Source organism: Kurthia sp. FSL E2-0154 (assembly GCF_038003625.1).
GTDB lineage: Bacteria > Bacillota > Bacilli > Bacillales_A > Planococcaceae > Kurthia > Kurthia gibsonii.
Map to the genome: position 1 here is coordinate 1,065,694 of NZ_JBBOPO010000001.1, position 23,191 is coordinate 1,088,884.

The 23,191-nt window shown below is 35.6% G+C and carries 25 protein-coding genes and 2 pseudogenes; 17 read left to right on the plus strand and 10 right to left on the minus strand.

Going from position 1 to position 23,191, the window contains the following annotated elements; genetic code table 11:
* Window positions 1-157: 157 nt before the first annotated feature.
* The 3 genes and pseudogenes from MHB75_RS05145 to MHB75_RS05155 all read right to left on the minus strand — a co-directional run.
* On the minus strand, window positions 158-2,287 hold the full coding sequence (locus tag MHB75_RS05145) for a heavy metal translocating P-type ATPase (protein ID WP_340996260.1): 2,130 nt from the start codon (window positions 2,285-2,287) through the stop codon (window positions 158-160).
* A complete protein-coding gene (locus tag MHB75_RS05150; RefSeq protein ID WP_340996262.1) occupies window positions 2,280-2,648 on the minus strand; it encodes an ArsR/SmtB family transcription factor in 369 nt (122 codons plus the stop codon). Before MHB75_RS05150 ends, MHB75_RS05145 begins: the two co-directional genes overlap by 8 nt.
* A 245-nt stretch (window positions 2,649-2,893) precedes the next feature.
* Window positions 2,894-3,454: pseudogene (locus tag MHB75_RS05155) on the minus strand (recombinase family protein); the annotation flags it as partial.
* Between MHB75_RS05155 and MHB75_RS05160 the strand changes: the two are divergent.
* The 4 genes and pseudogenes from MHB75_RS05160 to MHB75_RS05175 form a co-directional block, all read left to right on the plus strand.
* Window positions 3,451-5,451: pseudogene (locus MHB75_RS05160) on the plus strand (Tn3 family transposase); the annotation flags it as partial. The pseudogenes MHB75_RS05155 and MHB75_RS05160 sit on opposite strands and share 4 nt — an antisense overlap.
* Before the next feature lie 33 nt (window positions 5,452-5,484).
* Entirely contained in the window at window positions 5,485-7,065 is a 1,581-nt protein-coding gene (locus tag MHB75_RS05165; RefSeq protein ID WP_340996264.1) for an alpha/beta fold hydrolase, read from the plus strand.
* A 151-nt stretch (window positions 7,066-7,216) separates the two neighbouring features.
* Window positions 7,217-7,417: a hypothetical protein gene (locus tag MHB75_RS05170; protein WP_068453441.1), complete on the plus strand. Its 201-nt coding sequence runs from the start codon at window positions 7,217-7,219 to the stop codon at window positions 7,415-7,417.
* Window positions 7,418-7,546: 129 nt separating this feature from the next.
* Entirely contained in the window at window positions 7,547-8,167 is a 621-nt protein-coding gene (locus MHB75_RS05175; protein WP_340996265.1) for an SdpI family protein, read from the plus strand.
* Window positions 8,168-8,460: 293 nt separating this feature from the next.
* Here the strand turns inward: MHB75_RS05175 and MHB75_RS05180 are convergent, their stop codons facing one another.
* Complete coding sequence (locus MHB75_RS05180) at window positions 8,461-8,970, minus strand: DUF1648 domain-containing protein (protein WP_340996266.1); 510 nt, start codon at window positions 8,968-8,970, stop codon at window positions 8,461-8,463.
* Between the two features lie 199 nt (window positions 8,971-9,169).
* On the opposite strand from MHB75_RS05180, the gene MHB75_RS05185 reads away from it, so the two are divergent.
* Window positions 9,170-9,310 (plus strand): hypothetical protein, encoded by a 141-nt coding sequence (locus MHB75_RS05185; protein WP_156422352.1) that lies wholly within the window; start codon window positions 9,170-9,172, stop codon window positions 9,308-9,310.
* 390 nt (window positions 9,311-9,700) lie between these two features.
* On the opposite strand, the gene MHB75_RS05190 is transcribed toward MHB75_RS05185, so the two are convergent.
* The 3 genes from MHB75_RS05190 to MHB75_RS05200 form a co-directional block, all read right to left on the minus strand.
* On the minus strand, window positions 9,701-9,976 hold the full coding sequence (locus MHB75_RS05190; RefSeq protein WP_068453433.1) for a hypothetical protein: 276 nt from the start codon (window positions 9,974-9,976) through the stop codon (window positions 9,701-9,703).
* A gap of 146 nt (window positions 9,977-10,122) precedes the next feature.
* The gene (gene dctA, locus MHB75_RS05195; protein ID WP_141274010.1) at window positions 10,123-11,400 is read right to left on the minus strand and encodes a C4-dicarboxylate transporter DctA; all 1,278 of its coding nucleotides are present in this window, start codon (window positions 11,398-11,400) and stop codon (window positions 10,123-10,125) included.
* 225 nt (window positions 11,401-11,625) lie between these two features.
* The gene (locus tag MHB75_RS05200) at window positions 11,626-12,681 is read right to left on the minus strand and encodes a DctP family TRAP transporter solute-binding subunit (protein WP_087680763.1); all 1,056 of its coding nucleotides are present in this window, start codon (window positions 12,679-12,681) and stop codon (window positions 11,626-11,628) included.
* 102 nt (window positions 12,682-12,783) lie between these two features.
* Between MHB75_RS05200 and MHB75_RS05205 the strand changes: the two genes are divergently transcribed.
* The 6 genes from MHB75_RS05205 (at window position 12,784) to MHB75_RS05230 (ending at window position 17,158) form a co-directional block, all read left to right on the plus strand.
* Window positions 12,784-14,373 (plus strand): sensor histidine kinase, encoded by a 1,590-nt coding sequence (locus MHB75_RS05205; RefSeq protein WP_340998575.1) that lies wholly within the window; start codon window positions 12,784-12,786, stop codon window positions 14,371-14,373.
* Window positions 14,374-14,387: 14 nt separating this feature from the next.
* Window positions 14,388-15,068 (plus strand): response regulator, encoded by a 681-nt coding sequence (locus MHB75_RS05210; RefSeq protein ID WP_340996275.1) that lies wholly within the window; start codon window positions 14,388-14,390, stop codon window positions 15,066-15,068.
* Window positions 15,069-15,135: 67 nt separating this feature from the next.
* Window positions 15,136-15,450, plus strand: a complete 315-nt coding sequence (locus MHB75_RS05215; RefSeq protein ID WP_340996277.1) for a hypothetical protein — start codon at window positions 15,136-15,138, stop codon at window positions 15,448-15,450.
* A 57-nt stretch (window positions 15,451-15,507) separates the two neighbouring features.
* Window positions 15,508-15,966, plus strand: coding sequence for a hypothetical protein (locus MHB75_RS05220; RefSeq protein WP_340996279.1), 459 nt, complete (start codon window positions 15,508-15,510; stop codon window positions 15,964-15,966).
* A 90-nt stretch (window positions 15,967-16,056) separates the two neighbouring features.
* Window positions 16,057-16,638, plus strand: coding sequence for a GNAT family N-acetyltransferase (locus MHB75_RS05225; RefSeq protein WP_340996281.1), 582 nt, complete (start codon window positions 16,057-16,059; stop codon window positions 16,636-16,638).
* 16 nt (window positions 16,639-16,654) lie between these two features.
* Window positions 16,655-17,158 carry a GNAT family N-acetyltransferase gene (locus MHB75_RS05230; protein WP_340996283.1) on the plus strand — a complete coding sequence of 168 codons (504 nt, stop codon included), beginning with the start codon at window positions 16,655-16,657 and terminating at the stop codon, window positions 17,156-17,158.
* Between the two features lie 57 nt (window positions 17,159-17,215).
* Here MHB75_RS05230 and MHB75_RS05235 read toward each other — a convergent pair whose 3' ends face one another.
* Window positions 17,216-17,596 carry a hypothetical protein gene (locus MHB75_RS05235; RefSeq protein WP_340996285.1) on the minus strand — a complete coding sequence of 127 codons (381 nt, stop codon included), beginning with the start codon at window positions 17,594-17,596 and terminating at the stop codon, window positions 17,216-17,218.
* Window positions 17,597-17,715: 119 nt separating this feature from the next.
* On the opposite strand from MHB75_RS05235, the gene arsC reads away from it, so the two are divergent.
* The 5 genes from arsC to MHB75_RS05260 are packed head-to-tail and all read left to right on the plus strand — an operon-like array spanning window position 17,716 to window position 20,876.
* The gene (gene arsC / locus MHB75_RS05240) at window positions 17,716-18,159 is read left to right on the plus strand and encodes an arsenate reductase (thioredoxin) (RefSeq protein ID WP_340996286.1); all 444 of its coding nucleotides are present in this window, start codon (window positions 17,716-17,718) and stop codon (window positions 18,157-18,159) included.
* Window positions 18,137-18,505, plus strand: coding sequence for an arsenite efflux transporter metallochaperone ArsD (gene arsD, locus MHB75_RS05245; protein ID WP_068453412.1), 369 nt, complete (start codon window positions 18,137-18,139; stop codon window positions 18,503-18,505). Before arsC ends, arsD begins: the two co-directional genes overlap by 23 nt.
* The gene (gene arsA / locus MHB75_RS05250) at window positions 18,502-20,256 is read left to right on the plus strand and encodes an arsenical pump-driving ATPase (RefSeq protein ID WP_340996288.1); all 1,755 of its coding nucleotides are present in this window, start codon (window positions 18,502-18,504) and stop codon (window positions 20,254-20,256) included. The genes arsD and arsA overlap by 4 nt, the downstream gene beginning before the upstream one ends.
* A complete protein-coding gene (locus tag MHB75_RS05255) occupies window positions 20,256-20,537 on the plus strand; it encodes a Fe-S cluster assembly protein HesB (protein WP_068453408.1) in 282 nt (93 codons plus the stop codon). The genes arsA and MHB75_RS05255 overlap by 1 nt, the downstream gene beginning before the upstream one ends.
* Before the next feature lie 12 nt (window positions 20,538-20,549).
* The gene (locus MHB75_RS05260) at window positions 20,550-20,876 is read left to right on the plus strand and encodes a hypothetical protein (protein ID WP_340996290.1); all 327 of its coding nucleotides are present in this window, start codon (window positions 20,550-20,552) and stop codon (window positions 20,874-20,876) included.
* 221 nt (window positions 20,877-21,097) lie between these two features.
* Here MHB75_RS05260 and MHB75_RS05265 read toward each other — a convergent pair whose 3' ends face one another.
* On the minus strand, window positions 21,098-21,259 hold the full coding sequence (locus tag MHB75_RS05265; protein ID WP_156422351.1) for a hypothetical protein: 162 nt from the start codon (window positions 21,257-21,259) through the stop codon (window positions 21,098-21,100).
* A 1-nt stretch (window position 21,260) separates the two neighbouring features.
* Window positions 21,261-22,313, minus strand: coding sequence for a DUF4097 family beta strand repeat-containing protein (locus tag MHB75_RS05270; RefSeq protein ID WP_340996291.1), 1,053 nt, complete (start codon window positions 22,311-22,313; stop codon window positions 21,261-21,263).
* Between the two features lie 242 nt (window positions 22,314-22,555).
* On the opposite strand from MHB75_RS05270, the gene MHB75_RS05275 reads away from it, so the two are divergent.
* Window positions 22,556-23,158: a tetratricopeptide repeat protein gene (locus MHB75_RS05275; RefSeq protein WP_068453402.1), complete on the plus strand. Its 603-nt coding sequence runs from the start codon at window positions 22,556-22,558 to the stop codon at window positions 23,156-23,158.
* Window positions 23,159-23,191: the final 33 nt, after the last annotated feature.

Consider the following 23,191-nt stretch of genomic DNA (forward strand, 5'->3'; position numbering starts at 1 on the left):
CTAAAAAGCCAAATTTCTCAACATCAATTGAGAAATTTGGCTTTTTTCGTTGCTCAGTTAAAGCGTCCTTTAGTTGTATATTTCCTGTTAATATCCCTTTTGAAGCATAACATTGTTTTCAATGATCGCACCCGATAGTTGACGCCCATTTTAGAACCTATTCTTTGATTTTCAATAAGCGTAAACTGTTTAATGTTACAAGTAAAGTTGCTCCCATATCAGCAAATATCGCTATCCAAAGCGTTAACCAACCGGGCATGACCAAAAGTAATGCCACTAATTTAATCGCCAAAGAGAAGGTAATATTTTGTTTAATTATGATTAGAGCCTTACGACTTAATTTAATCGTGTAAGGTAACTTACTTAAATCATCTGACATTAAGGCGATGTCAGCCGTTTCTAAAGCTGTATCAGTTCCAGCACCACCCATTGCTACACCAACGGTAGATGCCGCAAGGGCTGGAGCATCATTCACGCCATCTCCGACCATCCCCACACTTTGATGTTTTTCTCGAAGTTCTTTAATAAAATTAAGCTTATCTTCTGGAAGTAAGTCAGCTTTAATATCCGAAACACCAACTTGTTTTCCGATGGCTGTTGCCGTTCTTTGGTTATCGCCTGTTAGCATCACTGTTTCGATTCCCATATTGTTCAACTTGCCGATAACTTCTTTAGACGATTCCCTCATTTCATCGGCTACGGCAATAAACGAAAGAATTTCTTTTTCTGTTCCTAACACCATCACCGTTTTACCTTGAGTTTGCATATCGGCAATTTTTTCTTTTTTATCGCTTGAAATGCTTCCGTGTAATTCCTCAAAAAGATTTGGACTTCCCACATAATACATTTCATTATTTATTTTGGCTTTAACGCCTTTACCTGTAATGGATTGAAAATCCTCTACTGTTACTTCGTTGAATTTTAATCCATTTTCTTCTGCTTTTCGCATAATCGCTGAAGCAAGAGGGTGCTGTGATCCTTTTTCAATGGCTGCTGTTATGGTCATTAATTCATTTTCATTTCTACCATATGTCACAATGTCTGTTACAGCAGGAATCCCTTTGGTTAATGTTCCTGTTTTATCAAAGGCTATCGCTTTTAAGTGTCCTGCTTCTTCTAAATGGATACCACCTTTAATTAATACACCATTTTTCGCTGCATTTCCTATTGCTGTAACCACAGCAACTGGAGTTGAGACTACTAAGGCACAAGGACAACCAACCACTAATACAGCTAAGCCTTGATAAATCCATTGGCTCCAGTCTCCGCCAAATAATGGTGGAACTACCGCAATTAAAAGAGCTAGTATGACAATAGCTGGTGTATAGTATTTTGCAAATTTATCGACAAACGCTTGAGAAGGGGCCCGTTCTGCTTGGGCTTCTTCTACCAAGTGAATGATTTTTGAAAGAGTAGTATCTTCAACTCGTTTTGTTACTTTAACCTCAAGTAACCCTTCTTCATTCAAGGTTCCTGCAAATACTTCATCATTTGTGGTTTTCGTTACTGGAACACTTTCACCTGTAATCGCAGCCTGATTTAATGTCGATGTACCTTTAACCACTATTCCATCCATTGCTAACTTTTGACCGGGCTTAACAATCATGATGTCTCCAACTTGAATATCATCAACATGAATCATCATTTCTTCATTGCCTCGTCGAATTAACGCTTCTTTTGGGGCAATATCCATTAAAGATTCAATAGATTGACGTGCTTTATCCATTGAATAACGCTCTAATGCTTCACTAATCGCAAATAGGATAACAACGGTTGCCCCTTCACCCCATTCACCAATGATTGCAGCTCCTATAATTGCAATAGTCATAAGCGTATTCATATCGAAATTTAATCTGCTTAGATTTTTGAGACCTTTAATGAATAACGAATATCCACCGATTAAAATGGACGCTGCATAACCAATTGTCGGTAGAACATGCTCTTCACCATACTGCTCTCCTAAGAACCAGCTAACTACAAGTAAAAGAGCTGATATATATACCTTAATGTTTTCTTTCTGCTTCCAAAAAGGTTCTCGTTCTACCCTTTGTTCTTTTTCATCTCGAATTTTTAAATTTTCAAATGCTCCTGCTTTTTCTAATTCTTCAATGGTTGTCGTCCCTTTAACATAAACTTTAGATGCTCCGAAATTTACTTTCGCATCCTGAACACCGGGAAGTTCTTTAACATTATTTTCAAAAATGGCTGCACAGTTAGTACAAGTAAATCCTTGAACACGATAGGCTTTCATTTCTTCTTCAGACAGTTTTGCTTTCCCACTAGACATTGATCTTCACCTCTTTCTTATGTGCCAATGCAATCATCATAATTTGTCTGATATGCTCATCATCTAATGAATAAAATGCAAGTTTTCCCTCTTTTCGAAACTTAACAATCCCTTGCTTATGGAGCGTTCGCAGGTGATGAGAGGCATTTGCAACCGTACCACCTATAATATTTGCTATATCACACACACACAGTTCGTCATCTTGACATAAAGCATAGGTAATTTTTGCTCTATTTTCATCTGCAATAGCTTTTAACATTTGGGCAACACTAGAAATATCTACTGTCTGTAAATTACCTTGTATTCGATTGACCTTTTCTTCGTCATAATAATAAATTTCACAAGTATCTTTCTTAATCACATTCTCACCCCAATATCATTCAAGTGTTTATTTGAATATAGTATAACCATTTTTAATAATTCATTCAAGTGTTTATTTGAATATAGTATAACCATTTTTAATAATTCATTCAAGTGTTTGTTTGAATGAGTAAAAAAATTCATAAAAAAAGAATTGGAGTACCCAATTCTAATAACAAAATAACCAAACTGCATAAGACTTTAAGTACATAACATTATCTGGCCAATTAATGGAATAGGACTGAACTATTTGTTCTCTTCCGATAGCTTTCTATATAATGAAGCCCTAGACACATTTGTAATTTCACAAATTTGATTTACAGTCATATTTCCTTCTTTATATAGCTTTACTGCATAATTCATTCCCGCATGATTTTTATGATATTTCTTTATCCGACCTTTAAACTTTCCTTCTTTCTTAGCCAGCTCAATCCCTTCACGTTGACGCATACGGATAAGATCTCTATCTAACTGGTTAACACCAGCCATTACTGTAATTAAGAATTGGCTGTATGGATTATCCTCTGATAAATCTAGCCATGTATCCTTAAGTGATTTTAAGCTGGCTTTTTTCCTTCGTATGTAATCGATCAATTCAAATAAATCTTGTGTACTACGAGTAATTCGAGTTAAATCTGTAACATAAATGGTGTCACCATCTTGTAAGTCCTCTAACATTTTTTGAAGTTGCTCACGTTCCTTCGTTGCCCCAGAAACTTTTTCTTCTTATATAATATCCATTCCGAATTCGCTTAGCTGCTGAAATTGTCTTGAAGGGTTTTGACTAGTTGAACTGACACGTACAAAACGGTAAAAAGCTAAATGAGAAGGTTATACACTTTACGAACATCGGACAAGCATTAATTAAAGCAAGAGAGGAAAAACTAGACGTTTTTAAGGTTTTAGAATCAGTTATTGAATGGAATACCTTTGTCTGTTCAGTAGAAGAGGCTCAGGAGCTTGCACGTCCTGCTGATTATGATTATTTAGACTTATTACAAAAACGATTCTATTCACTTAGAAAATATACACCCACGTTATTAAGAGTATTGGAATTTCAATCTACAAAGGCAAATGAGCCACTTTTACAAGCTGTAGAGATTATCCGAGGAATGAACGAATCTGGGAAGCGAAAAGTACCTGAAAACTCACCGGTGGATTTTATTTCAAAACGATGGAAAAAGCATTTATACGAGGATGATGGTACAACAATCAACCGTCATTACTATGAAATGGCTGTTTTAACGGAACTTCGGGAGCATGTTCGGGCAGGAGATGTTTCCATTGTTGGTAGCAGACAATATAGAGATTTTGAGGAATATTTACTTTTAGAAGATACATGGAACCAAACGAAGGAGAATACGAGATTATCAGTTAGTTTATCATTCGAAGATTATATGACGGAAAGATCCAGAAGCCTTAACGAAAGGTTAAAGTGGTTAGCTGCCAACTCCAACAAGTTAGACGGGGTTTCTCTTGAAAAAGGAAAGCTATCACTTGCACGCTTAGAAAAAGATGTTCCAGAAGAAGCAAAAAAGTTTAGTGCAAGCCTTTATCAAATGTTGCCAAGAATAAAATTAACTGATTTACTCATGGATGTTGCTCATATAACAGGATTTCATGAGCAATTCACCCATGCTTCCAATAATCGAAAACCAGATAAAGAGGAAACAATCATTATCATGGCTGCCCTTTTAGGAATGGGAATGAATATTGGTTTAAGCAAAATGGCTGAAGCAACACCCGGACTTACATATAAGCAATTAGCCAATGTATCTCAATGGCGCATGTATGAAGAAGCAATGAATAAGGCCCAAGCCGTATTAGTAAATTTTCATCACAAATTACAATTACCTTCCTATTGGGGAGACGGTACAACATCCTCGTCAGATGGTATGAGGATGCAGCTAGGTGTTTCATCACTACATGCAGATTCAAACCCACATTACGGAACAGGAAAGGGAACCACCATCTATCGATTTACAAGTGATCAATTTTCTTCTTATTACACAAAGATTATACATACTAATTCAAGGGATGCCATTCATGTTTTAGATGGTTTGTTGCACCATGAGACCGATCTAAACATAGAAGAGCATTATACAGACACAGCCGGTTACACAGACCAAATATTCGGATTGACCCACTTATTAGGATTTAAATTTGCTCCAAGAATAAGAGATTTATCAGACTCGAAATTATTTACAATAGATAAAGCAAGTGAGTATCCAAAATTAGAAGCCATTTTACGTGGACAAATAAATAAAAAGGTCATTAAAGAAAATTATGAGGATGTTTTGCGATTAGCTCATTCTATAAGGGAGGGAACAGTTTCAGCCTCCCTTATAATGGGGAAACTAGGTTCCTATTCAAGACAAAACAGCTTAGCTACCGCCTTACGTGAGATGGGCCGAATAGAAAAAACAATCTTTATTTTGAATTACATTTCAGATGAATCATTAAGAAGAAAAATACAAAGAGGATTGAATAAAGGAGAAGCCATGAATGGATTAGCAAGGGCTATTTTCTTTGGAAAACAAGGTGAGCTTAGAGAACGAACCATACAGCATCAATTGCAAAGGGCCAGTGCCTTAAACATAATCATTAATGCCATCAGTATCTGGAATACCTTACATCTAACAAAAGCAGTTGAATATCAAAAACAGTCTGGTAGTTTTAATGAAGAATTATTGCACCATATATCGCCTCTAGGTTGGGAACATATTAATTTACTAGGAGAATACCATTTTAATTCCGAGAAAATAGTCTCGTTAGATTCTTTAAGACCATTGAAATTTTCTTAACGTTGTTAAAAATGGGGGAATCGTCTCGAAAATGTGCTTAGCGTTGTAAATCCGCATTTTCCTGACGGGACCCCTAAAAAAGCTTTTTTAGAAGGAAGTAAAAATGTAATGGATATTGCGAAGGAAATACACAAAAAACATGGGCTGAAAAAAATAGTTCATACGGTTGGTTATATGAGCCCTTTTACAGATGATTCTACTACATGGGAAAATATCGATGTGTTCACAGAAATTCCAACAAGCTTAAAAGATGCGCATCCATATGAACAAATGAAGTTTTTATCGGATATTTATATTCGACAAGAAGCTAGAAAGAATGAAATACCCTTAGCTGTAATTAATCTTCCTACAGCTATTGGCGATGAACAGATTGGAAGTACAGCTCAACTAGGTGGTTTTGGTTTATTTATAGATATCATTAGAAAAGGCTCGTTACCAGTTATACCTGGTGGAGAAGATTATCGCTTACCTCTAATTAATAAAAATATTGTAGCTGAATTTATCGTCACTACACTATTTAATGATTCAAAAAATGAAATGACTTACTCGCTCGTTTCTGATAAAGAACATGATCATAATATTTCAGAACTTATGTCAATTATTTCAGAAAGTATGAATATGAACAAACCCTTTGTCACAGCACCTTTTGGATTATTAAAATTTATAATGAAGTTTGGTGGAAGTAAAATAACAGGTATTCCAAAAAGCAGTCTTAGCTTTTTAACAAACCAAGTATTTGATAATCATTTGACCAAAAGGGACTTTGATGCGGAATTAATAAAGAAGATGGCTGCATCTAACATCCCGTTCTCAATTGCTGATATTGACTTTCGTCTAACGTATGGTCATGAGAAAATAAGCCCTTTTACGAGAAAAAATATAAAGGGACTATTAATGTATCAATTAGAAGGAACTCAAAAGCCGATTGTTCTAGTTCATGGTTTATTTAGTGACGGAACGGATTTATTTGAACTAGGCTTAGAATTAAATAAACAAACTGGTAGAGAGATACTAATTCTCGACTTACCTGGCTTCGGTAGAACACCTTTTATTAAAAATGAGGATATTTTAGCGCCATATCTGCATGTGATTCAATCAATTAAAAAGATAGTGCCAAACGAATCTGTCTTTGTTGGTCATTCTTTTGGAGCAGCATTACTAATGAAAGCTTTTAAAGAAGGTGTATTCACGAATCAAGATAAGATCATTCTGTTACAACCACCAATTCATAAGCTGAAATCTGAGCCTACTAAATTAATAAGTAAGTATTTATTAAAACACACATCGTATAATCGTTTATCAGCGTACTTTTTAAAAAGAGGTTTTCTTATAAATCAAGAGGGTGCCTCTTATAAGTATTTAAAAAGAGTAAAAAATAGCATAAGTTCTCCTAGAATTTTAAATACGACACTTCAATTAAATACTGCTTTGAAAAAAATGAATTTAGATCAAAAATTAAATAGCCAATTTTCTATTGTGTGGGGTACTAAGGATAAACAATATCAATCACCAGCAGACAATGGGAAAATGAAATTCATTTCTTCTGGTCATTATTTTCCTATAAGTAACCCAGTTGAGACAGCTAAAATAGTATTAAAAATTATAGAAGATTAAATTCATTATTAAAGGGTTTTAATAACTTTTAGCAGTAAACTAGATTACGTTATTGTATATGAGCTGTATAGAATTAAAAGGAGGAATTTGGAATATTATGTTGAATATTTGTAGTAAGGGAATTACATAAGCGTTATTAAGGGGCGGTAATTTGAAAAGCATAACAACTGTTATAACGATTATTCTAGGTATCGTGATTATATTTGTGCCAACGATTATTACTGGGCATGGCTATAACGATGAAAAAATGATGGGCGCATTACTTGTTGCTGATTATACATTGAGAGTGGTTTCGTTAATAATTGGACTACTTGTGATTAGCTTTGCTATTAGAGGTTTAGCTAAAAATTAGCTAAAAGAAATTACCAAAAGCACCTTCTCGTTGTAAAAGAGGGTGCTTTTTATATTGTCTTTGTAGTTCCTTTTCACGTATTAGTGGAATCGCTTTCCTCGATATTTAAAGCAAGAAAGGATGAATGTATTGAAAAATGTATTATTATTAGTTGCATCTTTTTTCATGTCTCTCATTGTGTGGTTAAGTACATATCGTTCTTTACCAGAAAAAGTTATCATGCATGCTAATTCAGGTGGAATAACGGATTATGCGCATAAAAGTTTCATGTTTCTCATGTTTATGATTATTTCATTGTGTGTCCTCGTTATTTTTTACGCTTTGCTGCTCATCGATAGAAAAAATGAAAATAAACAAAAAATGAATACAGCATTTGCTATGATCGGTGGTTTATTCGTTATTGGATTAAATATTGTCTACATACTCAATGTCCGTAATGAAGTGTTAAACACAGAACGTCTCTTTTTAATCTTTGTAGGCTGTATTTTCATTATCATCGGCAGTTTCTTACCTACAGTCAATTATAATTCTAAAGTGGGTGTCCGAAATGCCGCTAGCTTTCAAAATAAAAAATCATGGACTCAAATTCAAAGATTTAGTGGATGTGCGCTTATCATCTGTGGTATATTCATAGGGTTTGCAGCTTTAATTTCATCATTCTTATATGCGATTCTTGTCATTTCACTACTGATTACTGCTATGTTATATAGTATTCAGTTATACTCGAATAAATTGCTTAAAAATGAGTAGACGCTTAGCTCTCAAACGCAGGTAAGTATAATAAAGTGAAGGTGATCCATTGGAAGTTATAATCGGATATGGATTAATACTCTTTTTCCTTGTCAATTTTTGCGTGATGATGTACCAGGCTTATAAGGAAGTGAAAGAGAACCCTAAGAGCTTTTTTAGAATGCTGATTTTCATACCTCTTGAATTATTATTAGGTACATATGGTTTCTATGTAGCAATTGTCTTGGGAGCACTGTTAATAGGTATCCTACTTGTTTTCTATCCATAATGAATCTAAAAAGCGAGTAACACGTTCAGCGTGCTACTCGTTTTTGTTTTGAGTTTATATACTTCTTTTTATACGAGGATTCGATTATGCCATACACAATCACCGATAGAATCAATCCACCGAAATACACGATAATAATATAAGATGGAATTTTCTCTAGAGGCTGAATTTGTATAGAGGCATAGAGCAATATAAAAAAGAAAAACAGTGTCAAAGCGGATACGAGTGAAGTCCAAGAGCAATAGAGTTTGTACAGGTTCATACTTAGTTGTTTATCAAACTTTGCTAAATAGCGATTGAATTTAATAAATCGAAAGCTTTTCAACCCTGCGAACAGTAAGATTGAGACAATCGGCAATATCCATAAAACATATTTTGAACCGTAACCATCTGGACTACCTAGTAAATTAAAATGAATCGGAACTCGCTCATCTAACCCCTTCCAATACAACAGCAATATGACGATTTGAGCTAACATGAAAAAATATGAAATCGCATCGAGGTAATATGTATGTTTGGGTAGTATATACTTCATTAGATCTCCTCCTACTTAAAATTTTGTAATTAAAGATTCACTATCAGCTAATGAAAAAGTAGTTTTCAACAAAAGCTTATACATCACATTTGAAGGCAATACTACATATATTTTAATCTAGCACCAAAAGGTCGTTTTCGTACTACAATAAAATGGCAGCATTTTCAGCTGACTCCTTTTTCGGAAGGAGGTGTACTACATGCCTAAATACTCGCGACAAGAGAAAGTAAAGGCTGAGCGAAAGAAAAAGCGTGAAGAAGGACTGACCATCTTTCGATATGCAGCGGATCTATTTCGATTCGTGGATACAATTTATCGTTTCTTCCGTATGATGCTGTAAGAAAAAAGAGCGTTGATTCCAACTGGATTCAACGCTCTTTCTATAGATTTAATACATAAAAAACGCCTGGTGACCAAACCAGGTGCTGTACTACATGTGATTCTCGCGACAAGAATCTTACTAACTTCATTGTATGATGATTGTAGATAGAAGTCAATTAAATAAGATAGAAATAAAATAGGTTAATTAAGTGATATTATTATCGAAAGCATCTATGATTTCGTATTTATACTCAATTATCGATTATTTGTATAAATAAATAATAATCGATTATAATCGATACGATTTTAAAGTTGCCGTTTTAAAAATCGGTTTTATATTGAAAAGTGCAGCAGCAATTATTAAATATAAAAAGATGAGCTCATCTATATTCGATGAACCCACTTCTTTTTATGATTTCGAACGTTTTTGAATCTCTTGTTTACTTTGTAAAATCTTATATGCTAGATGTACGACAATTCCAAATAGCAGAAGTGCGAAAATAGAGGCTAAGCCGATAAAGATCGGTTCACCAAAGCGCCAGAAAGACTCCGGTTCTTTTGCGGCAAATGAACGTGAAATCTGTAGCAAGACAACAAAGAACAATGTCACAATCGATACAAGCCCCACTTGTTTGACCTTCTTTTGCAAGAAGATTGCTTGCTCTTTACGCGATGTTAATTTCATTATGTAAAACTCCTTTAAAACATACTACCTTCTATAGTAATGGTTGAACTAAAAAGACGCAATTCTTTCCTATTAAATATGTATTCAGATGAAAAGGATAAGTAATTAAAAAACGAAACCGCACATATAGCGCGATTTCGTTTTTCTTATGCATGTTCTTCTTTAATTTCTTTCACGAGTGCTTCGTGTTGCTCTGGGTTGTATTCATTTTCTAGTTTTGATACAACAACTGTTGCTACTGAGTTACCAATTATGTTTGTGATGGCACGCGCTTCTGACATGAAGCGGTCTACACCGATTAGTAGGGCAATACCTGCTACTGGAATCATTGGGAACGCAGCTAATGTTGCAGCTAATGTAACAAAACCTGAACCTGTAACACCTGCAGCACCTTTTGATGTAACCATTAATACTAATAATAATGTTAGTTGTTGCCAGATCGATAGGTCAACATTGTAAACTTGTGCGATAAACATAGCAGCCATTGATAAGTAGATGGCTGTACCATCTAAGTTGAATGAGTAACCTGTTGGAATAACTAAACCAACGACTTGTTTTGAACAACCGAATTTTTCTAATTTCTTCATGATGCCTGGTAAAGCTGTTTCTGAAGAAGATGTACCTAATACAAGTAATAATTCTTCTTTGATATAAGCAAGGAATTTGAAGATATTGAAGCCGAAGCCCTTCATAATACCGCCAAGAATTAAGAAGATGAATAGCGCCATTGTAATGTAGATACAAGCCATTAATAATGCTAAGCTTTTTAAAGAACCGAAGCCGAATGAGCCGATTGTGTAAGCCATTGCACCGAATGCTGCTAATGGTGAAATAACCATGACCATACCGATGATTTTGAAGAAGATTTCAGAGGCAGATGTCATAACCTTCATAACAGGTTGTGCTGCTTCACCAATTGAAGCAGATGCTAGACCGAATAGCGCCGCACATACTAAGATTGGTAATAAATCACCGTTTGCGATTGCGCCAACGAAATGCTCTGGAATAATGTTCATAATGAATGGTACGAAGCCAGACTCTTGTGCTGCTGCTTGATCTGTAAAGTTTTGAACAGCTGATGTATCAATTTTCGATACGTCAATACCTGTTCCTTTACCTGGTTGGATAATATGTACCACGATAAAACCAATTGCAAGTGCAACTGTTGAAACAATCTCGAAGTAAATTAACGCTTTACCCCCAATTTTACCAACTTTTTTCATATCCCCCATGTTACCAATACCAATCACAACCGTTAAGAAGATAATTGGTGCGATTAACATTTTAATTAATTTGATGAAAATGTCTGCTAGGATTTTTAAATCTTGACCGAATGTTGGGAAGACGCCACCAACGATGATCCCTAAGATGATCCCGATGACTACTTGAACCGTTAAGTTCTTATACCACTTTTTCTTTTTCATGTTCATCCCTCTTTGTTATTCAATTTTGTGATCGCTTACATGTATCATAAGCGCTGTTTTAGTACAAAGGAATAATTCGGTTATAAAGTTCTTTTTGGTCATAAAGTTCTTTTTAGCGAAAAAGGATGAAAACGTTGATTTAACAGCATTTTAAAAGACTGAACAAAGATGTCCAGTCTTGTATGAAAACGCTTTATGGTCATTTTTCTATTGTTGTAATACAGTTTAGGTATCTGTTTTTTTCTGAATTAATTGCTGAATTTCGTGTAGATAATGTGCATCACTACGATTTTCAAATGAACGATAGAGTGGCATAAACGCTTTTTTCCACGCTGTTTGTTGCTGCGGTGTTAAAGTGTGTATCTCAACGGAGAGATTCTTCAGTTGTTGTAAGTCATGATCGTTCATCTGCATAGCATTCTCCATATTCCATTCTGTTGCATCTTTTAACGCCTGCTCAATCAATTGCTGATCGGCTGGTTCGAGTTGTTGCCAAAACTGTTTATTAATAATGACCGCATAGGCAAGAATGCCATGATTTGAAATCGTTAAATGATTTTCTTTTTTATACAGGCTTTTTGAGTAGATATTTGAAATTGTATTTTCAAGTGCATCCATCTTTTGTTTATTGAGTTCTGTAAACAATTCGTCAAATGAAGAGGTTACAGGCGTTGCTTTCACTTGCTCGAATTGTTGTTTAAGCATATCACTCTCCATCGCGCGCACGCGAAGCCCTTTAAAATCTTGTACATCTTGAATGATCTCTTTTTCATTAATCATCTGTTTAAAGCCATTTTGCCAAAAGCCAAGTGCTTTCATATTTTCATGTTGGAGTTCATTTAAAAGACGTTCACCGACATCACTTGTGAATACTTTTTGAACTTCAGCAGTGGATGAAAATAAATAGGGTAAATCTAGAACTTCCCAACTCGGTACTTCTTTTGTTACTTTAGAAAGAGTCGGGGCAATCATCTGAACATCATTATCTTTTAGCGCTTGTAATTCATTCACATCATTGTAAAGCATACCATTCGGTGAAATTTCAACTTGAATACGATGATGCGAGCGCTTTTGAACGAGTTCAGCAAATTTCAACACAGCTTGTCCCTTCGGTGTGTCTTCTGCGACAACATGTGAAAAACGAATCGTAATTTGATCTTTTAATCCCTCTTGTTCTTCGTCATACGGTAATGTTTCGCTTTTGAAAAAGCCTTGTTCATAGCTCATATAACCGAGTAAAGCGATAACGACGAATAGAGCGGATAGCATATATGTACGCAACGTCGACCCTCCATTTTGATTTAATTTTTATTAGTTTAACATAATTGAAGTGGTACAATGTTAAAAAGTATAAGAGAGGTGGCTTGTTTGTTCAAACAAAAAATGACCTTAAATAAAGGGATGATTGCACTTACGTTTTTCATCATTGCCTTCTCATTATTGATTGCGGGCGTCTTTATTTTAGGGAGTATTGTCAATTCAAAAGAAAAAGAATTACAGAAGCAGTCGATGCTTGTAGCGAGAACGGTCGCGACATTACCTGAAATTGAAGAAATCTTACATAACGAGAATAATTTATCTATTGAAGCACAGGCACGTCGAATTAATCAAACCGTTGAACAGCTACGAACGGTCAATTCTGCAGACTATATTGTGATTATGAATATGGATCATATGCGATTGTCGCATCCTTTAACGAGTAAGCTTGGCACAGTTTCGACAACACCAGACGAAGAAGCAGCCTATTCAGAGCATTATTATACGTCGAAAGCAAAAGGTGAAGTGGGTGTAATGGTACGCGCCTTTGTACCGATCATGAATACTAAACATCAGCAAATCGGTGTTACAGTCGTTGGCTATCGTTTACCGAGTGTTCTTGAAGTGTTAGGTGGAATGAAGTGGGAGATTGCACTTGCGCTGACACTGTCAACTGCCTTTGGTTTATGGGGAGCGCTCATTCTAAGTCGTCGCGTGAAGAAGCAAATGTTGGATTATGAACCGTATGAGATTGCTAAATTATATACAGAGCGTATTGAGACATTCAATGCGATGCATGAAGGAATTATCGCTATTGATAAAGAGTTTACGGTGACCATCTTCAATCCGAAAGCACGACAAATTTTAGGGATTGGCGAGCAGAATTTGCTTGGAAAGAAGATTTATGATATTTTACCTGATACACGCTTACCAGAGATTTTAGATTTCAATCAGCCCATTTACAATAAAGAGTTACATATTAATCAACATACGATTTTAAGTAATCGTGTGCCGATTGAAGTAGACGGTGAGACGGTCGGGGCGATTGCTATTTTCCAAGACCGTACAGAAGTGAAAAAGTTAGCGGAAGAGTTAACAGGCGTAAAAGAGTTCGTGCAAGCGCTTCGCATTCAAAATCATGAGCATAAAAATAAGTTACATACGATTTCAGGACTTCTACAACTAGGTCATCATCAAGAAGCGATGGATTACATTGTAGAAGTGCAAACGACGCAGGAAAAAACAACGAATTTCTTAAATCAGCGCATTCAAAATCAAAATATTGCAGGTTTGGTACTGAGTAAGATCAATCGCGGTAAGGAACTTGGTATTGATGTCATGATGGACGGGCATAGTACGCTTGAACGCTTACCAGAAAAACTTGATTTCCACGATTTTGTTGTGGTGTTTGGAAATCTTGTAGAAAATGCTTTTGATGCGCTGCAACTGACAAGTAGTTCATCAAAAAAAATCTTTATTAGTATTGACCAAAATGATGAAACATTATCGATTTTAGTGGAGGATAATGGTGTCGGTATGACCGATGAACAAATTCAAAAGATTTTTGATAATGGTTTTACAACGAAGAATTCTGCCAATCATGGCATTGGTTTATATTTAATTTCAGATATTTTAAACAAAACGAACGGTAGTATTGATATTACAAGTTCGTTGAATGAAGGAACGAGTATTTTAGTTACGTTTACAATGGAGTAGGGGGGGAACATCGCGTGATAGATGTTGTATTAATTGAAGACGACCCAATGGTACGTCAAGTCAATCGCCAATTTTTAGAGCAAATCGAAGGCATTCGTATTGTAGGAGTGGCGAAAGATGGAATTGAAGGGGTAGAGCAGCTGAAAACATTAGCGCCAGATGTAGCACTTATGGATATTTTCATGCCAGAACAAGATGGCATTAAAACATTGCAACAAATTCGAGATCAAGGTTTACCTGTCGATGTTATTGCTGTAACTGCAGCGAATGATATGAAAACAATTGAAAAAATGCTGCAATTAGGTGTTTATGATTATATTATGAAGCCTTTTACGTTTGATCGTATGAAGCAAATCATTCAGCAATATTTAGCGTATAAAGCTTATATTACGAAGAAGGAAGCACTCAATCAGGATGAACTGGATCAATTACTGCATCCAACAAGAGAGACCGACCATTATCATGATGCTTTACCAAAGGGATTAAATGGTGCAACTTTACAAAAGATTATTCAATTTATTGAGGAGCAAACAGGTGCTGTTACAGCTATTGAAGTGGCACAGGGGGTTGGTTTAGCACGTGTAACTGCAAGACGTTATTTAGATTATTTAGAGAAGCAGCGTCAAGTTGTCATTGATATTCAATATGGCGGGGTAGGACGACCAGTGAATCAATACCGCATCGTACAAAAATAAAGGTTTTAACTAAAATTAATAGGGAATATATGGATTATAATATTTAGTCGGAGGGTGTGAAAAAAACTTGCTAATATTACTAATTCTCTCTATTATTGCACTAATAGGTATCCCTTTACTACTTGTGATATCATCGCTTAAATTTGAAGAACGTCAATTGGACGCGATGATTCATCAATACTATGTAGAGCATCGTACAGTTCGAAAAACGCAAAAGATGTCTGTAAAACCAGTCGTTGAAAAACAGACACAACAAAAAAGACCGTCTGCTGCTAAAAACGAATCAAAACGTGCGTTTACACATACAATTCGTAAAAAGTTACCTGGTTATATTTATCCGTCACGTGAAGCAATGATTCGTGATCGTGCCAATAAAAACTAATTAATAGCTTTATTTGAGGGGTCTTTCACCCTCCTACATAACAAAGGGGTTCAAAAAATGCAGTCTTTAGTAAAACAATTACATTTTATTGAAAAAACAATTGTGCAACTATTTGATGAAGTGAATGAGCAAACATGGAAAGAACCAGAAGCAAAGAGGATTCGTTCTGTTTTCGAATTGTGTCATCATATGACCTACTTACCAAAAGCAGATTTAATGTTAGCAAATTCTGCGAGTCATCAGGAAATGGATGCATTTTATCAGCGCAATCGTTTGGAGACGATTTGTGAAATGAAACAGATGTTTATTTATCATATGAAGCAGCTTTACGCACATATTGAATGTATGTCAGAATGTGAAAAGCAGCGTGAATCAACCAGTTATTGGGGCGCTACATATACGCAACAAGAATGGATACTAGAAATTCTAATACACCTCATTCATCATCGTGCACAGCTATACCAACTCTTAATACAACATCGAGAAAAACCTATCTCAATTTGTCTATTTCAATAATTTTCAGACTGTTTCCAAAAAGGAGACAGTTTTTTCTTTTATTTTGAAAAAGGTACGCTATAATAAGAAAAACGAAAGAAGGCGAATGGGATGGAATTTAGTCAATTAGAAGATGATGTTGTTTATTTACGTCCACTTGTAATGGAAGATGCAGAAGCTTTATTTGAAGCAGGAAATCATGCGGAGATTTGGACATATACAGCACATACGATTCAATCATTAAAAGATGCAGAGGCTTATATTGAAGATGCCTTACATAAATCGAAAACGGAGCAAACTTATGCAATTGTAGATCGTCAGTCGAATCGCGTAATTGGCTCGACGCGTTTTTATCAAATAGATACTAAAAATCGTGCTGCAACGCTCGGTTACACGTGGCTAACCCCCGCATATTTTGGCACTTCGGTGAATAAGCGTTGTAAATATCTATTATTTCAATATGCTTTTGAAAAAGAAGGTCTTGAACGGATTCAAATCGTAGCAGATGAGCGAAATACACGTTCTTGTCGTGCTATTGAAGGGCTTTTAGCAACAAAAGAAGGGGTACTGCGTAAACATATTATTTGTAAAGATGGTTATATTCGAAATAGTGTTGTCTATTCGGTTATACGTGAAGATTGGCCGCGTGTAAAAGCGCATTTGGAGCAGGCGATTGATTATAAAACAGTTTAAAGGAGAAAGACACAGCATGAGTACACTAACGTTCCGTATAGCAAAATTAGATGATTTAGAGCGAATTGTCGCGATTTATAATTCAACGATTGAAGGGCGTATGGTGACGGCTGATTTAGAAGCAGTCACTGTTGAAGATCGTACACCTTGGTTTCATGCACATACAGCAGATCACCGACCACTATGGGTGATGGAATTAGACGGGGCGATTTGTGGCTGGATTAGCTTACAAGATTTTTATGGTCGAAAAGCCTATGATGCGACAGCGGAAGTGAGTATTTATTTAGATGCGGATTTCAGAGGACATGGCTTAGGTAAAAAGGCGATTCAATTCGTTTTAGATGCAGCGCCTTCTTTATCCATTCAAACCATACTCGGCTTTATTTTTGCTCAAAATGAACCGAGTATGAAACTATTTAAATATTTCGGTTTTGAACAATGGGCGTTCTTACCGGAAGTTGCTGAACTAGACGGTATGAAAAGAGACCTCGTTATTCTAGGTAAAAAAGTAAGTAAATAATGTAATCATAAGAAAAAACCAAAATCGCGTTTCGGCACAGTTTTGGTTTTTTTCTGTTTATTTTTTAAGTGGTAACGCTAGAGGCTCATCTTGATAAATGGAATAGCTTTCTCCGCTTATCTCTACCTTTTTACAAGTCTTATCTGCACAATCAAACATATAATTGTTGTCTTTTGTTTTCACAAAAACAGACATGTAGTAAGGGAAAACGCCACCTTTATAGCGATCTACGCCATAGTTAATAGATAAAATTTGTTCTTTTTCTGCAATTTTCTTGTAATCATCACTTTCCATCGTCTTAACGACCATTTCACCTAAGATTTTATATTCTTTCTCTGTTTCTTCATAGCCTCGTTCAAAAAAATACCATTTCCTAAGGAGGAATAAGTTGAGAGCAATGCTGATTGTTAAAATACCAATAAGTAATTTCTTTTTCATGTATGTAAATCCTTTCCAAAAAATATTATATCATAGATAGTTGAAAAGAAATTGACATCTTTTTTATATAAGAATATGATTATATAAGTAAGTTATTATATTTTGAGGTGATTTAAAAAATGAACAAAATTCTTTATTTTTTATGTACAGGTAATTCGTGTCGAAGTCAAATGGCAGAAGGTTTTGCGAAGAAGTTGCTACCAACTGATTGGACTGTAAAAAGCGCAGGAATTGAAGCGCATGGTTTGAATCCGAAAGCTGTAAAAGCCATGCAAGAGGTACAAATCGATATTACAATGCAAACTTCAGATGTGATTGATTCACAAATTCTTAATCAGGCAACATTAGTTGTAACGCTATGCGGTGATGCAGCAGATAAATGTCCTGTAACGCCACCTCATGTAAAACGTGAACATTGGGGTTTTACAGACCCTGCAAAAGCGACAGGAACAGAAGAAGAAAAGTGGGCTGTTTTTCAAGAAGTTCGCGATGCAATCCAAAAAAGAATTCAAGATTTTGTTGAAAAGGAGCTAGATGATTATGAAAGCCATTCAAATGTATGAACCAGCAATGTGTTGTCCAACAGGTCTATGTGGACCATCGATTGACACAGATTTACTGCGAATTTCATTTATTATGCATCATGTACAAAATCAACCAACAATTACAGCAGAGCGCTTTAATGTAACGAATCATCCAGATGTTTTTGTTGAAAATCAACAAGTGAATCAATTGGTTATGGAAGAAGGTATGGATTGTTTACCTATTACGCTTGTAGATGGTTTACTGGCAGTAAAAGGGCGCTATCCTACTACGGAGGAATTTTCTGAATGGACGGGAATACCTACTGAAGAATTAGCGAAAAAACCAAAAATCCGTCTAAACATTAAGGGAGATGTTTCAAAGTGAAACGTTTAACAAAAGCTGATTTTCCTACAACCCCTTTCGTCTTTTTAACAGGTAAAGGTGGCGTCGGTAAAACATCTGTTTCATGTGCATTAGCTATTTCAATGGCGCGTGAAGGGAAAAAAGTGCTGTTAATTAGTACCGACCCAGCTTCTAATCTGCAAGATGTGTTTCAACAAACGATTTATGGAGAGCCGACCCATATTTCAGATACACTCTATGCGTTAAATATTAATCCAGAAGAGGCAGCAGCTCATTATAAAGAACAAATGATTCAACCGTATCGCGGAAAGCTCCCACCTGTTTTAATTCAAAATATGGAGGAACAATTATCAGGTGCTTGTACAGTTGAGATTGCTGCATTTAATGAGTTTGCTCAATTATTGACGGATCAAACCTTACTTCAAGATTTCGATCATATTATTTTTGATACAGCACCGACAGGGCATACACTACGTTTACTGCAATTACCATCGGCTTGGACACATTTTTTAGATGAAAATACGACAGGCACTTCTTGTTTAGGTCCTTTAAAGGGTTTGAATGAACATAGAGACATGTATCGTTTAGCTGTAGAGCGTTTAATGGATAAAAATCAAACGACGTTATGGCTTGTAACTCGTCCAGATGGGAATCCTTTAAAAGAAGCTGCACGTGCATCTCAAGAATTAGATGCGTTAGGTATGCAGCATCAGCAATTAATCATCAATGGCTATTTTGAAGAAGTGAGTGATGATGTGATGGAACATGCTTTCGCAAATCGTCAACGAGCAGCCCTTCAGCATATGCCGCATGCTCTACGTCATTTAAAAACATACACACTTCCATATGTACCATATACGTTGTCATCTCAAGCGAATTTAAAGTGTTGGTTACGTGATGAGTCAATTCCATTTGCTCATACAGAAACTTCATCGTTTGATGCGTATATAAACTTAGAAGAATTGGTTCAAACGTATACGAGAGAAAAGCCACATATTATTTTTACAATGGGTAAGGGTGGTGTTGGTAAAACAACCGTTGCTTCTTATATTGCTATGCGTCTTGCAGAAGAAGGGCAATCGGTTCATTTAACAACTACAGATCCAGCAGCACATCTTTCTTGGACTCTAGATGAAACACTTCCTAATCTAACAATGAGTCGAATTGATCCAAAAGCAGAGTTGGTGAAATATGAAGCAGCTGTTTTGGAAAAAGCTGAAGAAACTATGACAGAAGATGGTTTAGCACTTGTGAAAGAAGATTTAGCATCTCCTTGTACAGAAGAAATTGCTGTATTTCGTGCATTTGCTGAAGTTGTGAAAGCACATGAGCATGAAACAATCATTATTGATACAGCGCCTACAGGTCATACGTTATTACTTTTAGATGCGACTGAAGCGTATCATCAAGAAGTGAATCGTACACAAGGAGAGATTCCACCTGCTGTTTCTGAGTTGTTACCAAAACTACGTGATTCAGACTATACGCGTGTGTTAATTGTAAGTTTGCCTGAAGCGACACCTGTACTTGAAGCAGCACGTCTACAAACGGATTTAGAACGCGCTGGATTATCAGTTGATTATTGGATCATGAATCAATGCTTTACTGCAGTGGCTACAGAAAGCCCTATTTTTAAAGAAAAACAGCAAATGGAGCAGCAATGGCTTGAAGCAGTTCAAAAAGAAAGTAAACGAATGGTGGTTGTTCCTTGGTTGATGGAGGAGCCTATCGGTCAAACAGGTTTAAAGAAACTAGAAGGAGAGGTTAAATAATGAATTTAACAATAGAAGGAAAAAATTATCTAATGCAAGTTATGGAAGGACAAGCGCCTAAATTGCTTCGTTTTTATGGTACAGAAGGTTGTTGTGGTGTAAATGTTCAAGTGGAAATTGCCGAACCAACTATGCAAGATACGGTTCAACTTGTAGATGGTTTAGAGATTGCTATACAAGATCAAGTGATTCCTATATTAAAAGATGTGACAATTCATGCAGAGGAAGAAGATGGACAGATGGGGCTTGTATTACAAGGTTATAGTCCGACGTCTTGTTAAGGAGGAAAAGAAATGAAAAAATCAGATGAACTTCGTACAGCAGTTCGCTTGAATTACGCAAAAGTAGCGACTCAAAATAATGACTGTTGTACAACGAATACAGTAAGTTGCTGTAATCCAGAAGAAAACTTGCAGCAATCACCGGAAGAGTTAGCTCAAAAAATGGGTTATTCAGGAGCCATATCGATTGAGACATATGAAGAATTGCTACGAAATGCAGGCTTCAAAGACATTCAAATTGAACCAAAAGATGAATCGAAGGAATTTATACGTGACTGGGAACCGAATTATGATTTAGAAAATTATATTGTATCGGCATTGATTCAAGCACGTAAATAAATCAAACTAAGGAATATGGTTGAAAAATTCATTCAACTATATTCTTTTTTCTCAAATATCTCAATATTATAAGTATTCTTATTAATGATACAAAACTTCCTATAATTTATATTATGTAAACTAAAAAGAAAAGAAATAAAAAGCATACAATCTCCTATGCCATTTTTAATAAAAAATACAGTCCAGACAATTGCTTCGTCCAAACTGTATAAATGCTATATTTAATATGCTCCGCCTTTAGCTGATCGGTTGCGTTGCATAAAGCGTGCTTCAATTTGTGCGTGATTTCGTTGTTTAACCATGCGTTGTTTTCTTTTTATACGAATGAAGTAAATACTGCTTACTAATAGCATACAACTCATTAAGATAATCCATACAAACATCTTATTTCCCTCCATCTTTCGTATCACTTACATAAAATGTACCTGACGTGAATTTTGTTGTTAATTGTTTTTGACCTGCTCCAATGATTGACGCACCCTTTGAGTTTTCACCATTCGTTAAATCAACTACGACATCACCTGACGTTTCTTCATGCGTATAACGTAGATCGCGAACAAGTTCCGTATAATGAATGCGTACATCACCACTCGTCCCATTTATGAGCATCTTTTGTAGGGGCGTAGCCATTGTAACATCAGCTGTACCCGATGTTAGCTTTAATGTAGCTTCTTCTCCTAAAAGTTGCTTCACTTGGATATCACCAGATGTTAATTCAGCTGTCATTTTTTTCGCTTGAACATCTACGAGACGTTGTGTACCAGACGTTGCCTTCATGCGTAAATCATCCGTTTCAATTTGTTCGAGTGATACATCCCCTGATGTAAGGCGAACAGACTGTTGATCTGAAATGATATTTTGTGCTTGTATAACACCTGAGGTTGTAGAAACCTCTACATTTTGTGCCTGTAAATCTTGCACTTTCATATTGCCTGATGTCTGTTTGAATTGTAGATGATTTCCGTATATTCCTTCGACAATCATTTGATTCGCTGTGTTTTCAACATAGAGTTCTTTCCATTCCTTTTCAGGAACAGCAATCGTTAGCTTCAGTTTGCTATGTAGGATATTGAAAAAAGCATAACGAAGCGCCTCTTTATGTGTAACTTCTACTTTTAGAGTATCGCCCTGCTTCTCTACTGTGTACGCTAGCTTTTTAGCTAAAGAACTATTCATCTTACCCTCTAACTTCGCGCGTAATTTTAAATCACTCGTCGGTACCACTTCTATATCTGCAATATCGGAATAAACATGGAGATTTTGAATATCTTCTATGGAAATTTTTTGAATATCATGAATTTCTTCCTGATTAACGCTATTCGCAACAAAATAAAAAATGGAAAATAAGAACAGTGAACCTACAATAATCAATAAGAATTTTTGCATAAGCGCTCCTTTAAATTTATTTTTTGAAAATTTTGGAATATCATATTTCATTATAAAGTATATAGCATAAAAAAGGAAGTTTTTCACAGATAGCGTCATATAGTGGTTTCATACGATGTTCAAAAGTCACTTTTTTTATGCTTTATTTTAATAAAATAGTATGAAAAATAGATTATAATGCACTTCAATGATGTTTTTTTAGTAAATATGCATTTTTTATAAAATAAGAACACTTGTTCTGTATGCCGTATATGTTGTATATTCGATATACTAATAAAAAGGAGATGGTACACATGACAACTGTTGAGAAATATACAGAGCAAGCAGAAACATTAAAAAAACAAGGGGCATATGCGGAAGCATTAGAAACATACGTCAAAGCAATCCAATTAGATAGCTCAAATAGCCGCTTATATCGCGCTTTTGGTAAAGTAGCATATCTTATGCAAGATCAGAAATTAGCAGTCGCAGCTTATCTTTCAGCCTTACATATCGAAATTGCGAAAATTGAGTATTATGGTTTAACTGAAGAAACAGAGAAAATGTTAGTTGCTCTGCCAGATGAAATGAAAGAAGCGCTCCCTAAAGTAGGTGGCTTCATTATTTATTATGATACGAATACACTACGTCACTTAGCGCATGCAGTCGCAGACTTTGATGAAGAAGCAATTCGTAAACAACCAAAGATGCTCGCTTATAAAGAGATTTACGCAGCAGAATTAACAGAAGACGATGCGCTTTATGAAGAAACACTGAAACAATTCAATCGTACAGAAGACGAAGTGACAAATGAAGCAAAAGCTTTCTACATTCCTGTTGGAAAAGAACTTGCTTTTTCTTGGATTAAGTGGAACGAACTGAATAGTTTAGATGTAGGTAAATTATATTTTCCATAATAAAAAAACAGGGCTGCTACTACTAGCATTTGC